Origin of the sequence: Acinetobacter lwoffii (assembly GCF_022967985.1) — a bacterium.
GTDB lineage: Bacteria > Pseudomonadota > Gammaproteobacteria > Pseudomonadales > Moraxellaceae > Acinetobacter.
On the sequence record NZ_JALJVC010000015.1, the window covers coordinates 78,004 to 91,883 of the forward strand.

Annotated in this window: 12 protein-coding genes and 1 pseudogene; 7 read left to right on the top strand and 6 right to left on the bottom strand. The window is 43.9% G+C overall.

What is annotated here, in order from left to right:
• Positions 1–100 precede the first annotated feature (100 nt).
• Positions 101–1,291 (top strand): 2-methylaconitate cis-trans isomerase PrpF, encoded by a 1,191-nt coding sequence (gene prpF, locus MWG72_RS10220; protein ID WP_247143971.1) that lies wholly within the window; start codon positions 101–103, stop codon positions 1,289–1,291.
• A gap of 222 nt (positions 1,292–1,513) precedes the next feature.
• Positions 1,514–2,419, top strand: a complete 906-nt coding sequence (locus tag MWG72_RS10225; protein ID WP_247143972.1) for a polyprenyl synthetase family protein — start codon at positions 1,514–1,516, stop codon at positions 2,417–2,419.
• 83 nt (positions 2,420–2,502) lie between these two features.
• Here MWG72_RS10225 and putP read toward each other — a convergent pair whose 3' ends face one another.
• The 5 genes and pseudogenes from putP to MWG72_RS10250 all read right to left on the bottom strand — a co-directional run bounded on the left by putP (position 2,503) and on the right by MWG72_RS10250 (position 7,260).
• Positions 2,503–3,993, bottom strand: coding sequence for a sodium/proline symporter PutP (putP, locus tag MWG72_RS10230; RefSeq protein ID WP_247143973.1), 1,491 nt, complete (start codon positions 3,991–3,993; stop codon positions 2,503–2,505).
• Between the two features lie 213 nt (positions 3,994–4,206).
• Entirely contained in the window at positions 4,207–5,061 is an 855-nt protein-coding gene (locus MWG72_RS10235; protein WP_004279377.1) for an SPFH domain-containing protein, read from the bottom strand.
• Positions 5,062–5,073: 12 nt separating this feature from the next.
• Positions 5,074–5,547 carry an NfeD family protein gene (locus MWG72_RS10240; protein ID WP_247143974.1) on the bottom strand — a complete coding sequence of 158 codons (474 nt, stop codon included), beginning with the start codon at positions 5,545–5,547 and terminating at the stop codon, positions 5,074–5,076.
• Between the two features lie 102 nt (positions 5,548–5,649).
• Positions 5,650–6,567: a patatin-like phospholipase family protein gene (locus MWG72_RS10245; protein WP_247143975.1), complete on the bottom strand. Its 918-nt coding sequence runs from the start codon at positions 6,565–6,567 to the stop codon at positions 5,650–5,652.
• 63 nt (positions 6,568–6,630) lie between these two features.
• Positions 6,631–7,260 (bottom strand): annotated as a pseudogene (locus MWG72_RS10250) (1-acyl-sn-glycerol-3-phosphate acyltransferase).
• 137 nt (positions 7,261–7,397) lie between these two features.
• Here MWG72_RS10250 and MWG72_RS10255 point away from each other — a divergent pair.
• The 3 genes from MWG72_RS10255 (at position 7,398) to MWG72_RS10265 (ending at position 10,734) form a co-directional block, all read left to right on the top strand.
• A complete protein-coding gene (locus MWG72_RS10255) occupies positions 7,398–8,636 on the top strand; it encodes an MFS transporter (RefSeq protein WP_247143976.1) in 1,239 nt (412 codons plus the stop codon).
• A 136-nt stretch (positions 8,637–8,772) separates the two neighbouring features.
• The gene (locus MWG72_RS10260) at positions 8,773–9,885 is read left to right on the top strand and encodes a porin (RefSeq protein WP_004646237.1); all 1,113 of its coding nucleotides are present in this window, start codon (positions 8,773–8,775) and stop codon (positions 9,883–9,885) included.
• 147 nt (positions 9,886–10,032) lie between these two features.
• On the top strand, positions 10,033–10,734 hold the full coding sequence (locus MWG72_RS10265; protein WP_247143977.1) for an HAD family hydrolase: 702 nt from the start codon (positions 10,033–10,035) through the stop codon (positions 10,732–10,734).
• Here the strand turns inward: MWG72_RS10265 and MWG72_RS10270 are convergent.
• Positions 10,731–11,408 (bottom strand): DUF421 domain-containing protein, encoded by a 678-nt coding sequence (locus MWG72_RS10270; RefSeq protein WP_247143978.1) that lies wholly within the window; start codon positions 11,406–11,408, stop codon positions 10,731–10,733. The genes MWG72_RS10265 and MWG72_RS10270 overlap by 4 nt on opposite strands.
• Before the next feature lie 484 nt (positions 11,409–11,892).
• Between MWG72_RS10270 and MWG72_RS10275 the strand changes: the two genes are divergently transcribed.
• Both MWG72_RS10275 and MWG72_RS10280 read left to right on the top strand, forming a co-directional pair.
• On the top strand, positions 11,893–12,579 hold the full coding sequence (locus MWG72_RS10275) for a carbonic anhydrase (protein WP_247143982.1): 687 nt from the start codon (positions 11,893–11,895) through the stop codon (positions 12,577–12,579).
• A 143-nt stretch (positions 12,580–12,722) separates the two neighbouring features.
• The gene (locus MWG72_RS10280) at positions 12,723–13,766 is read left to right on the top strand and encodes a coiled-coil domain-containing protein (protein WP_247143979.1); all 1,044 of its coding nucleotides are present in this window, start codon (positions 12,723–12,725) and stop codon (positions 13,764–13,766) included.
• Positions 13,767–13,880: the final 114 nt, after the last annotated feature.

Here is a 13,880-nt window from a genome sequence, read left to right on the forward strand (position 1 = left end):
CTGGCAGTCAAGCAGTTCTGCTTTCAACATACTATACGTTGAATATAAATATTGAATAACCTGTACGAAAACAAAGACAAGTCAAAGGATGAAATTATTCATGAGTTTTGCCGCCCAAATCAAGATTCCTGCCACCTATATGCGTGGAGGCACCAGTAAAGGTGTTTTCTTTAAGCTGGATGACCTGCCTGCACAAGCACAACAGGCTGGCCGGATTCGTGATCAGCTTTTGCTACGCGTGATTGGTAGCCCAGATCCATATGGGAAACAGATTGATGGCATGGGCGGCGCCAGTTCCAGTACCAGTAAAACGGTGATCTTATCAAAAAGCCAACACGCTGATCATGATGTTGATTATTTATTTGGTCAGGTGTCAATTGACCGTCCTTTTGTGGACTGGAGTGGCAACTGTGGCAATCTGACCGCGGCAGTGGGAGCATTTGCCATTTCTAATGGTCTGGTCGATGCCGAACGTATTCCTGAAAATGGGTTATGCACGGTACGGATCTGGCAGGCCAATATCCAGAAAGCCATTATCGCGCATGTGCCGATGCAAAATGGACAGGTGCAGGAATTGGGTGATTTTGAACTAGATGGCGTAACCTTTCCTGCAGCGGAAGTGCAGATCGAGTTTCTGGATCCAGCCGATGACGATGCTGAAGGTGGTTCGATGTTTCCGACAGGCAATCTGGTCGATACTTTGGAAGTGCCCAATATTGGCAGCTTCGAAGTGACCATGATTAATGCCGGCATTCCAACTGTATTTTTAAATGCGGGAGATCTCGGCTATAAGGGCACAGAGCTTCAGGATCATATCAATAATGACGTGGCAGCCCTGACAAAGTTCGAAACGATTCGTGCCTATGCAGCCAAACAGATGGGATTGATTCAGGATATTGCAGAAGCCGTAACCCGACAACACACGCCAAAAATTGCCTTTGTTGCACCACCGAGTAACTATACTTCATCCAGTGGCAAAACCGTCACCGAATCAGATACCGATATTCTGGTTCGGGCCTTGTCTATGGGTAAACTCCATCATGCCATGATGGGCACGGCTGCAGTGGCTATTGGTACGGCAGCTGCCATTCCCGGAACATTGGTGAACCGGGTCGCAGGTGGGGTAGAGCGTGAAGCGGTGCGTTTCGGTCATCCTTCCGGGACTTTAAGAGTGGGTGCACAAGCAAGTTTTGAAAATGGTGAGTGGAAAGTGAAGAAAGCGATTATGAGCCGTAGTGCCCGCGTATTGATGGAAGGCTGGGTGCGCGTACCAGAAGATGTTCTCGTTTAAATGCCGTGCATACATTTAGCCTGTAAAACCACCGGTTCTGCGGTGGTTTTTTATGGTTTAAAATCTCTGACTTGCTTATTTGATATTGAATAGCAAATTTCAGTAGAACAATTCGATTTATGGCTGAAAATTCAAGGCATTTCTAGGTACAATGCCTGATCACCGTACAGGCATTTATTCGCTTGTCATTTTATTCTTCTGGACTACGTATTCGAGGCGAATGTGTCATCTATCACTGACGTATCAACCCATGCACTCACTCAAGCACAACACCGCATTCAACAGGATTTATTGACCGCTCTGGAAGCCTTTGCCATTCCAGAACCGTTAAGGTCGGCAGTCCATCATGCTGTGATGCTTGGTGGCAAGCGAGTACGTCCAGCGCTATGCTATGCCACTGCTGCATTAAAACCCAATCAGAATAGTGCTGCAGTGCGCCGTGCAGCGGTTGCAATCGAGTTTATTCACTGCTATTCACTGGCCCATGATGATCTGCCGTGTATGGACAATGATTTGCTGCGCCGTGGCCAGCCGACATGTCATGTGGCTTATGGAGAAGATACCGCGCTTTTGGCAGGTGATATCCTGCAATCGATGGCTTTTGAAATTTTGGGTAGCCGTCTGTTTGATCAGGGGCCAGCGGTAGAAGCTTCCATTGTACTGAAGCAGATGCAGATTCTGGCAACCGCTTCTTCGAAAATGGTGAATGGCCAAGTTTTAGATTTGCAGTCTGAAGGCAAAAAAATCGATCAGCAAGCACTGGAAAATATTCATCGCAATAAAACCGGTGCTTTGATTAGTGCCGCGATCATGATGGCGGCGGTGACTATTTTTGAGGGTACCGATCTGGCCATTCCTAAATTACGTGAGTTTGGACAGGCGATTGGTCTGGCCTTTCAGGTACAGGATGATATTTTGGATATTATTTCCGATACCGAAGTGTTGGGGAAAACAGCCGGCAAGGATGAACAGGTAGAAAAATCGACCTATCCGGCATTGATGGGTTTGGAGCAGGCCAAAGCCTATGCCCAGCAATTACATGATCAGGCGATCAATGCCTTGAACCATTTTGAAGGGGCGGAAGAGTTGAGGCAAATTACCCAGTTCCTGCTCACGCGCAAAAGCTGATTGAAAAATTATTTTTCTAAAAAAGGTTTAAAGTAATTCCATAAAAAAGAGGACTTCAAGTCCTCTTTTTAGTTGATACAGAATTATTTGCTTTCGTTATACAGGCGTTCAGCTTCTTCAAAACGGTTAGTAATTTCTGCTGTTGGTGCTTTACCCATCAGGCTCACCACCACAATCGCCAGCATTGAACAGATAAAACCAGGAACGATTTCATACAGGCCAGTGTCAGCAAACAGGTTCTTCCAGAAAATAACCACGACTGCACCCACGATCATACCGGCCAAAGCACCATTCAAAGTCATGCGTTTCCAGAACAATGACAGGATAATCAGCGGGCCAAAAGCGGCACCAAAACCTGCCCAGGCATAAGCCACCAGACCCAGCACTTTAGATTCAGGATTACCCGCCATCCAGATCGCCAGCAAGGCAATCAGCAGTACCATCAAACGGCCAACCCAGACCAGTTCTTTTTGCGAGGCATTTTTACGCAGGAAAGATTTATAGAAGTCTTCTGTCAAGGTGCTTGAACAGACCAATAACTGACAGCTTAAAGTACTCATTACTGCCGCCAGAATCGCCGCCAGAACTACACCTGCAATCCATGGGTTAAACAGGATTTTGGTCAGTTCCATAAATACGGTTTCAGGATTGGCATTCACCACGCTTGCCAGTTCTGGATGCTGCTCGAAATAAGCAATACCGAAGAAGCCGGCTGCGACTGCACCGCCCAGACACAGAATCATCCAGGTCATGCCAATACGACGTGCATTTGGAATGGATTTGACTGAATCTGCAGCCATGAAGCGCACCAGAATATGCGGCTGGCCAAAGTAACCCAGACCCCAAGCCAAGAGCGAGATAATCGCAACAAGACTGAGATCACCCAGAATATTCATTGCTTGAGGACGAGCAGCCTCCAGTGCCAAAGTCACCTGGGACATATCCGAGAACGCCATTAACGTTACGATTGGCGTCAGCAACAGGGCAAAGATCATCAGACCGGCCTGAATGGTATCGGTCCAGCTCACCGCCAGGAAGCCGCCAATAAATACATAGCTGATGGTGGCAATGGCACTGATCCAGAGCGCGGTGCTATAAGACATGTCAAACATGCTTTCGAACAGACGCGCACCTGCAACCATGCCGGAAGCACAGTAAATCGCAAAGAAAATCAGAATCACGAAAGCTGAAACAATACGCAGGATTTTCTTCTGGTCATTAAAACGATTCGAAAAATAATCTGGCAGGGTTAGGGCATTGTGCTGGACTTCGGTATGTACGCGTAAACGGCCAGCAACCAGTAACCAGTTCAACCAAGCACCAATAATCAGACCGATGGCAATCCACATCTCAGACAGACCTGAAAGATAAATCGCACCGGGCAGGCCCATTAGGAGCCAGCCACTCATGTCGGAAGCCCCTGCAGAAAGTGCAGTTACGAAACTCCCTAAACGTCGGCCCCCTAAGATGTAATCGGAAAAGTTGCTTGTGGCGCGATAAGCCATCAGGCCGATCACCACCATTGCGACAATATAGAAAAGAAAAGTAATTAAGGTTGGATTTAGGGAGCTCATACGGTATCCATTTTTAAGTTGGACAGTAGATCGAAACAAGGAATAAGATAGCTGCGAAAAGCTTTAATCCGAAAGCCAGGCAACATCAAATCCAGTAGATTTCAAAAATAAACGCGAAATTTAACCATAAATTCACAATCTTTGCTGAGATTTTCTTGCGCGAATAAAAATAGGCAACCCTCGGGCTGCCTATGTATAAAGTCAAAATATAAATTAGTTAGGGCGACCCATGACACCACGGATCGTATTTAACACATCGGCTGGAAGTACTACCGTCTTGGCATTTGGCGATTTGGCCATATCTTGCATGGCTTTAATATACTGTTCACCAAGTAAATAGGCGACCGGAATTTCATTATCACCAATGGCGGAAGTCACCATGTCAATTGCACGTTGTGAAGATTCAGCCAGTACCACTTGCGCTTCAGCATCACGACGAGAGGCTTCCAGACGGCCGTCCGCTTCCAGAATCGCGGCCTGTTTTTCACCGTCCGCTTTGGTGACGGTCGCACGACGCTGACGTTCAGCTGCTGCCTGTTCTTCCATTGCAGTCTGCATGGTGATTGAAGGTTTAATATCCTGAATTTCTACAGTTTTTAAGGTAATACCCCAGTCCGAGATATCATCGGAAATACTGGATTTCAAGCGTGCCTTGATATGGTCACGTGAAGATAGGGCATCATCCAGATCCATTTCACCGACAATCGAACGCAGTGAAGTCTGTACCAGGTTCTGAATTGCCCATGAGTAGTTTTCAATCCCGTACACTGCTTTTTCTGGCGTAGTCAGGTTGATATAGGCCACGGCATTCATCAGCAAAACCGCGTTATCACGGGTAATCACTTCCTGTGAGGGAATATCCAGAACGATATCTTTAGTTGTGACTTTATAGGCGACTTCATCGACATAAGGAATGACAAAATTCAGGCCCGGATTTAGCGTGGTGTGGTATTTACCCAGACGCTGTACAATCCATTTGTAGCCTTGCGGCACAATCCGCACACCTTTAAAAATGGTAATCGCAACAAAGGCCAGAAACGCGATAACAATGATAGAACCACCAGACATAGCTTATTCACCTTATTGATTTTGATAATTCGTGCTGTGAGGTTGTACGATCAGGTCATTACCCAGAATATCCACGACGCGAACGCGGTCTCCGACCTGAACTGGATCCAGAGTTCGGCATTCCCATTCATCCGAACCTAAAACTGGCATCGGAAAGCGCACCCGGATTTGCCCATGATCCAGATTAGTCTGAATCACCATGCCTACCTGACCAATGGTCGCCTCACGCGACAGGCCGGCTTTGGTCTTGTCAATGGAAAGTGGCTTGATAAACTTGAACCAGAGCAGCGTACACAGAACAGAAAGTACGATCCAGGTCAGGAGCTGGGTCGTCAGTCCCATCATCGGGAACATCCAGTACAGGACGCCAACCATGATGGCACCAATCCCGAACCACAGGGCAGCAAATGCGGGCAGCAGTAATTCCGACAGGATCAGAAGAATGCCTAATACAAACCAGTGCCAAGGTTCAAGAACTAATTCCATATCGTGACCTATATCGCTAAGTATTTAATTAATCATCATCTTTATATGATTGATCTTCAATGTAGCAGATGCGGCAGCAGATGAATATAAAAAATTCATGCATCAAAATTTTGCCGGACGTGGCGGTTTAAGTGCCGCGGTAGACTGCTTAAAGTTGCTAATGGCTTTTTCAATAGTACGGATTTTCAGCTGGGCTGCCTTTTCACCTTCCAGAATGGTGGCATTGCTGGCTTTTAGGTCTAAAGTACCGATATGACCGACTTTGGGCTGAATCACCACAGTGGCCTGACTCAACTCTTCATTAATACTTTGCTGTCCCATAATGTTCAGGGTCTGATCCAGTACACCCCACATGTTCAGGGCTTTATTACCATCCGGACGGGCAGAAATATCCACGGCAATCACAATATCAGCTCCCATATCTTTGGCGGTCTTGACCGGAATCGGACTGACCAGGCCACCGTCAACATATTTGGTGCCGCCAATCACGGCAGGCACAAACACATTCGGAATACTGCAGGATGCTCGAACCGCCTGTCCGGCATTGCCTTTAATAAAGTCAGCTTTACGGCCATTGTCCAGGCGAGTGGCAACTGCAGCAAAACGAATTGGGAATTGTTCAATCGGTTTGTTCGCCACATTTTTATTGACGAAATCCTGCAATTTTTGTCCGGCAATAATTCCTTGCCGATTTAAAGTGAGGTCACGGATATCGGATTCCTTAAAATTCAGGGCAATCTGCTGTAACTGATAAGGCGATTTGCCACTGGCATACAAACTGCCGACAAAACTGCCGGCACTGGTGCCTGTGACAATTTTTGGTTTGATGCCGTGTGATTCGAGCACTTTAATCACACCAATATGAGCAAAACCTTTGGCACCTCCACCACCGAGGGCAATGGCGACGACAGGTTCACGGGCTTTTAGTGGCGTGGCAGGCGTAGATGTTTTAATGGCTTTGTCACAGGCTGCAAGACTGAAACCAAGGCAGCCAATTAAGGCATAACGGGCTAATTTCATTATAAAAACTGGTGATTAAATCAACAAAATTCAGGCTATCACATCAAAAAAAGCCGTATTTGCCTAGTCTTTTTTCAAAAGCTTTTGTAACGGCTTGACCACCCAGTCCGGATTTTTGGCCGAGAATTTACCTTGATAATGCTGATAAATCTCTTCCAGGTCGTATTCATAATCACCGGTCAGATGGTACACGCCCAGGATATGAATGGTCTTGATAGCATAATCAAAAGAAAACATCACAATCGGCAAATGGGCTGCCTTAGCAATATGATAAAAACCGCTGCGAATTTTATCCGGTGCCTTACGTGAACCTTCTGGTGCCATACCGACCCAGATCTGTTCTGATTTTTCAATGATGTCGACAATCTGTCGGTTATGTCCTTGTGGACTATCTCTGACGACAGGAACCACACCAATCCATTCCAGAACCGGTTTTAGCGGTGTACGAAATAGGCTATCTTTACCGAAAATCGTAATCTGAATACCGAGACCAAGCAGCGCATTAAAACCCAGCTATGCATCAATATTGGAGGTATGCGGGGAAATAATCGCCACAGCTTTAGCTAAGTCCGGAAATTCGCCTTCCAGACGCCAGCCTTGGGCCAAGAAAAGCTGCCTGAAAAAAGTCCGGCTCAGCTTGCTGCCGCGGGCTGGCACATGCGGCGGGAGTTGGGGGAAACGTATTTGGGCCATTGCTTTTGTCTCGTCCTGAAACTAATTTTTCTTTATTTTTTATTATATTAGACTGTTGTAAAATCTGGATCATTGGCAAAATGTATAGCATCTTAAATGCTGGTGATGCCTTTTCACCTTAAGGACTTGGCCTAAATATGCGGAATATCTATATTTTACTATTTTCGCTGTATTGGGCACAGGGGCTTCCGGTCGGATTTATGACGCATGCCTTGCCGGTCATTCTGCGGGCTGAAGGGGTATCACTGGCGCATATCGGGGGCTTTGGTCTGTTAATGCTGCCTTGGTCGATTAAAATATTCTGGGCACCTTGGGTCGATCGGTATGGATCAATCGCCAAAGGTCATTACCGTAGCTGGATTATTCCCCTGCAATGGCTGTCAGTTGTTATCTTGATTGGACTTTCTTTTCTACCCATTCAGGCTTTAAACCAGCCACTGTATTTACTGCTGTTTTTTATCACGCTTTTGTTGATGAATGGCATTGGCGCGACGCAGGATATTGCCACCGATGCATTGGCAGTGAACATTCTGAATCATGAGCAACAGCATTGGGGCAATACCTTTCAGGTGATTGGTTCTCGTCTGGGATTCATTGTCGGAGGTGGGGCCATATTATGGTTGCTCGATCTGCTGCAATGGCAAGCCACCTTTCTATTATTGGCAGCTCTGGTCTTTATTAATACTTTACCCATTTTATTTTTTAGAGAATCTCAGCATTCAAAAATTATCACGCCAGCTGATAAAGGACCTGCACTCAGCAATATAAAAACCTATTTTCAATACTTCTGGTCAGATTTAAGCTTGGCGAGGTGGCTTCTGGTTTTACTGACCTTTAAAATCGCCGATGGTTTATCCGGGCCTTTATTAAAACCTTTGATGGTGGATCTCGGACTGAGCTTTAGCCAGATTGGCCTTTATATCACCATGCTTGGTGCATTTGCGGCACTGATTGGAGCAGGATTGGCTGGCTGGTGTCTGAAGTACTGGTCTCGCAGCTCGAGTTTGATCATTTTCTCAATTCTAAAAATATTGAGCTTAATGGCTTATGCCTGGCTCGCTACGCAGTATGAAGCTCAAAACAAAGTACAAAACTGGATGATATATCTGGTCAATGCAGCCGAAGACATGATCTCAGCTATGCTTTTGGTGGTCATGTTGACCTTAGTCATGCAATACAGTCGCAAGCATCTGGCTGGTACAGATTTCACCTTTCAGGTGGCGCTGATGGCCACGGTGAGTGGGGGACTTTATAGTCTGAGTGGCATTTTTGGAGATGCTTTAGGCTATCAAAATTATCTGAATCTGATCGTGATCGTGGCAATTTTCAGTCTAATTCCAATTTTCCGATGGATGAAAGTTGCAGAAAAAGTATAAAATTTCTAAATAATCAACTATTTGGTTAAATGTTAGCCTAAAGTACTAAATAGAATATATAAATATTAATTTAATAATTTTGTAATATAAGCACCGTGTGTATTATTTGTTACAAAATAAATTAAGGATATTTTTGATGAAAACTAAGTTAGCAACAGCAATTGCATTCAGCCTTTTGGCGGGGACAACTTTTGCAGCACCAACCTTCTATGGTGAAATTGATGCATCAGTAGATTATTTACCTGAAGATAATGCTTCACCAGTATCTGACAAAGATGTAATTGAACTAAGTTCAAATAGCTCATTCGTTGGTTTAAAAGGGGATGAAAAGTTAACGGATCGCCTAAGCGCAATTTATGCAATTGAATGGGCTTTTAACTCTGATGGTGAGGGTGACGACTGGTCTAAACGTAACCGTTTTGTTGGTTTAAAAGATGCAAAACTTGGTACTTTAAAAATTGGTGCACATGACACTCCATTAAAACAATTGTCTAGCCCGGTAGATACCTTCAATAATTATGTAGGTAACCGTGCTGATGTAAGTGGTATTTTCACTGGTGAAAGCCGAGTAGCGAATGCTGTAGTGTATGAAGCTCCAGCTATTGCCTTGCCTCAAGGTGCTATTAAAGTGAATGCTTTATTGGCAACTGGTGAAAATTCAGGAATTAAATCTGATAAAGGTGTAGTTAAAACTGCAAATCGTGGTTTAGGTGATGCTTGGTCTGCTTCTGTAGTATATGACAGCCCAGTAGTTGTAGCAGGTGTTGCTTATGACAAAGCAATTCCGACTAACTTCTTAGGGCGCGGTTTTGATAATGCTTCTGCTCCAGAAGTAACGGGCGGTACTTTATTTGCTGCTGCAAATACCATTCGTGCAATTGGCCGTGTAAATCTAGATGGTGGTTTAGCGCTTAAAGCTCTTTATCAAACTTCAGAAGTGGCGGATGTGGATGCAGCTTCTAAAGCAGTTGATTTGCTTATTGATGATGCTCAAGGTTGGTTAATTGGTGCTGAATATAATCTTCCAAATGCAAAAGCTTGGACAGTTAAAGGTCAATACAGCCAAAACACTACAAGCTTCAAAGATAATACTGCCGATTATGAAGCACAGCAGATCTTTGTTGGTGCAGATTACGCATTTAGTAAACAAGTGAAAGCATATGGTTATGCCGGTTATCTAACACTTGAGCGTGGTTCTTTAGAAACTAAACAACCAGTTGTTGGTACAGGCTTAGAATACAAATTCTAATTTAGATTTTGTACTCTAAGAAAAGGCGATGCTTTGGCATCGCTTTTTTTATGCTTAAAACAACAAAACTTAGCAATTTTATGTCTGATCTAACGAGTTTCGGACTGTTACCATGATTGCAAGTTTCAGCATTTCGTTTTGAAAATTATGCCTATTCAAGCCGTTTTATTTGACCTCGACAATACCTTGACCCATCGTGATCTGACTGCACAGGCTTATAGCCGTTATCTGGCAGAATACTATGCGCCAGCATTGAAACAGGTCGATTCAGATAAAATTATCGAGATTGTACGGCGTATCGATAATGGTGGTTATCCTAAAAAGGAATTGCTCACGCATGGCAGTATCGGGGCTTCGGCTGCCTATGCCTTATTGCAGGAATTGTCCTGGTTAAATCCCCCAACCATAGATGAACTGGCCCATTTCTGGTTTAGCCAGTTTGGCCGTTTCGCCGTAGAAATGCCGGCAGCAGAGCAAGTATTAACGCAGCTGAAAGATGAGGGTTATCAGCTCGCCATTGTTTCCAATGGCGGACATGACACCCGTTTAAATACGATTCGGGGTTTGGGTATTGAAACTTATTTTGATGAGATCATCAGTTCGGGGCTGGTAGGTTTTAACAAACCACAGCCGGAAATATTCCAGATCACTGCAGAGCGTCTAGGCGTGCAGCCTGCACAGTGCCTGTATATTGGCGACCATCCAATTAATGATGTACAGGGAGCTACAGAGGCCGGAATGCATGCATTATGGATGCAAGGCTTTCATGCCGATGCCGAACATATCCGATATAAAATTCAGCAACTACCGGAAATTTTTGCGCATTTGCAGTTACTGAATCAGACTTAAGTTATTCTTAAACAGTCAATCGTTTCGGCCCATTGCGAAGAATCACAGCGCGGACATTGCTGGTCGGCATGTGAAAGGGTTTGTACCTGTCCACAGTAAATGCAGGCATATAATTGCCCGGCCTTGACCTGTTGGACTATAGAGCAGCTTTTAGGAAAAAGTGGCAGCCCAGGCCGAACCTCATCCGATTTGAAAAACAGGATACTGAACTTACCGTCAGTTTCCAGTAAACCGGTGCGTACCTGACCCAGATGTTCTACGCCTTGCTGGCGCATTTCGGCAAAGAATTCATCATGTGACATTTTACCTTTTTTAATTTCTTCAACGACCAGTACGCCATCTTCCACGATATAAATCGGTTTACCTTCCAGCAGGTCTTCGAACCATTGATATTTCATCATGAGCCAAGTAGTCAGGCGATACATGACAATAATGACCGACATCACCAAAACTGCCTGAATCAGGGGAATATCTTCAGTAAACATCGGATCGCCGGCAATCGAACCCAAGCTCAAAATGATAGCGACTTCGAAGATGGAAAGCTGACGTACCCCGCGTTTTCCGGTCAGGCGCAGAAACAGGATAATCATCGTGTACATCAGGGCACAACGCAGTAAAATTTCTGCAGTAAACTCCCAAGTGGTGTCATGTATAAATATCGTGGCCCAGTCCATTTAAATTCTTTATCCTCATTTTGCTCTTTGGCTCGAGTCTAACAATATCAGTATTTTATTTGCTGCTGTGTTTATGTAAGTTTATGAATAAAGATAGATTCTATTTAAAAAAGAAGCTTGAGCTTAAAAAGCTAGCTATTTAATTTATTCAAAATAAGATAGAGATTTCATGTAAATAATGCATAAAAAATCAGCAGATTAAATTTGAAGAAGATCACATTCTTTTTTGGCTGTTTTTAAATCTATAAAAGTATTATCCATTTGAAATTTATCAATATGAATCCTGAATAATGTGTTTTAAAGAATTAGGAGTGTTTGGAAATTTGTAAGCAAATCACTTCATTTCTATAAAAATCTGTAGTTTGTGCCCTGAAAAATATAGCGATTAAAGCAAGCTAAAAATCTGTTTTTTAAATTAAAAATATTGATTTTGACTTCCAAGAAAGGATGTATTGTGAAAAAGATATTCACGCTTTTAACGGTTATGGGCTTAAGTACAGCGGTATTTGCAGATGCAGACTGGAACTATGATCAGCCTGAACAGTGGTCGACTCTAAACCAGAAATATTCAGCCTGTAATGGATTGAACCAGTCACCAATCAATATTGAGCGAACTGTCAAAGCCGAACTGGAACCGCTCAAGTTTAGCTATAACACCATGATTCACGCAATTGAAAATAAAGGTCATACCGTTCAGGTAGACTTTGCACAAGGCGGAGAATTGCAGCTGGATGATGAAACTTTTGTGCTGAAACAGTTTCATCTGCATAGCCCAAGTGAGAACCTGATTAAGGGCAAGAGCTATCCTCTAGAGATTCATTTTGTCCATGCCAATGCTCAAGGTGAACTTGCTGTAGTGGCGATGATGTTTGAGCAGGGTACAGAAAATCCGATGCTTAAACGTATGTGGAACCGCTTGCCGAAAAAGCAAGGTGAAAAAGTCGTCTTAAAGACCCCACAACCTGTGAATGAAATGTTGCCTAAAAACCTGGGTTATTATCGCTTTAGCGGCTCGCTGACCACACCACCGTGTTCGGAAGGGGTACGCTGGCTGATCCTGAAAGATATTCAACAGGCTTCTGCCAAGCAGATTTCGGAATTTGCCAAACTGATGGGCCATCCAAATAACCGACCGGTGCAGTCCCTGAATGGTCGTGTAGTGCTGGAATAATCAATATGAGAGCGAAAAAGCAGACTTTGGTCTGCTTTTTTTAATTCTGATACAAATTTCGAAAGGGCACACTGAAAAGGACTTTGTGACAAAAGCTGAAAGATTTAAGATAGATATTATTTCTTCTTTGACCTTCTCCTGCCATGCTCTTTGACTTGAAAACCATGATTCAGCCATTTACAGCGCTTTCGCCACAGCAGAAGAAGCTGGATCATCTGATTGATAAAATCCAGCAACAGAAACAGGAATTACACCAATGGCAACAGGCTGAAGAAGATCTGCAGCAATATACCCATAAAACATTTATACCGGTCTATCATGAATTGCATGGCGTACTGTTCAAGCAGCTGGAACAGCTCTGGAAGCACCTGCAGGAAACTACATTTTCCAAAGCAGAACTGGTGGTGCTGGATGAAAAGATTCAGTACCTTGCAAATTATCTAAAAGACTCTCAGGCGATGTCGGTGCAACAAGCCCATAAGGTGAATGAAATCTTCACTTATTATCAGCAACGTGCCGAACATGCCCAGTTCAGAAAAAGCCAAAAGAAAATAAATGAACTGGAAACATTCTTTAAGAATGAGAATCCCTCAGATCTTGCAGATGCAGAAGTATTTGAAGAATGGGAGTCAGATCATTTTCAGCAGGCGCGTGAACAGGCCAAATTAAAACGCCAGCAGGAAAAACAGGAACATGCAGCAGCGACGGCAGAGCAGTCATTGAAAACCGTATATTTAAAAATTGCTGCCATCATTCACCCTGACCGTGAAGTGAACGATGTCAAAAAAATCAAGAAAACTGAATTATTGCAACGTGCCAATGAGGCGTATGCAGAGCAGGATCTGTTTACGTTACTAAGAATGCAACTGCAGATTGAACAAGATCAGGATATTTCACAAAAAGGTTTAAGTGCAGAGCAACTCAAGTTTTATCAACTGGCTTTGGATGCACAAAGCCAGAAATTACAAGAGCAGATTAATACATTGATTCATAGATTGGTCTGGTCATCGAAAACCAGAATTGCAGTAAAAAAGGCGAAAGGCAAAGTTCAGATTGCTGACCTGTATAAGCAAATCGATGAAGATACTTCAGCCATCAAACAGCAGATTAAAGTAGAAAAAGAACGCCTGATGTATATCAAAAAGGTAAGTGGCTTGGAGATGTTTTTAAGGCATGGGATGCTTTAATCTCTTATTCGTATAATAACTCTAGATGTAGTAATGAAAATTCTCTCTCCTTGTAGGAGATGAGCATCCTCAGAATATATTCTGAGTGCGCAAGGGTGAGGGCTATTTTAAGAT

Coding starts and splice junctions, on each gene's coding strand:
- MWG72_RS10270 (WP_247143978.1), bottom strand. CDS start 11,408: ATGGACTGGGCCACGATATTTATACATGACACCACTTGGGAGTTTACT.
- MWG72_RS10280 (WP_247143979.1), top strand. CDS start 12,723: ATGCTCTTTGACTTGAAAACCATGATTCAGCCATTTACAGCGCTTTCG.
- MWG72_RS10265 (WP_247143977.1), top strand. CDS start 10,033: ATGCCTATTCAAGCCGTTTTATTTGACCTCGACAATACCTTGACCCAT.
- putP (WP_247143973.1), bottom strand. CDS start 3,993: ATGAGCTCCCTAAATCCAACCTTAATTACTTTTCTTTTCTATATTGTC.
- MWG72_RS10235 (WP_004279377.1), bottom strand. CDS start 5,061: ATGTCTGGTGGTTCTATCATTGTTATCGCGTTTCTGGCCTTTGTTGCG.
- MWG72_RS10240 (WP_247143974.1), bottom strand. CDS start 5,547: ATGGAATTAGTTCTTGAACCTTGGCACTGGTTTGTATTAGGCATTCTT.
- MWG72_RS10260 (WP_004646237.1), top strand. CDS start 8,773: ATGAAAACTAAGTTAGCAACAGCAATTGCATTCAGCCTTTTGGCGGGG.
- MWG72_RS10255 (WP_247143976.1), top strand. CDS start 7,398: ATGCGGAATATCTATATTTTACTATTTTCGCTGTATTGGGCACAGGGG.
- MWG72_RS10245 (WP_247143975.1), bottom strand. CDS start 6,567: ATGAAATTAGCCCGTTATGCCTTAATTGGCTGCCTTGGTTTCAGTCTT.
- prpF (WP_247143971.1), top strand. CDS start 101: ATGAGTTTTGCCGCCCAAATCAAGATTCCTGCCACCTATATGCGTGGA.
- MWG72_RS10275 (WP_247143982.1), top strand. CDS start 11,893: ATGGGCTTAAGTACAGCGGTATTTGCAGATGCAGACTGGAACTATGAT.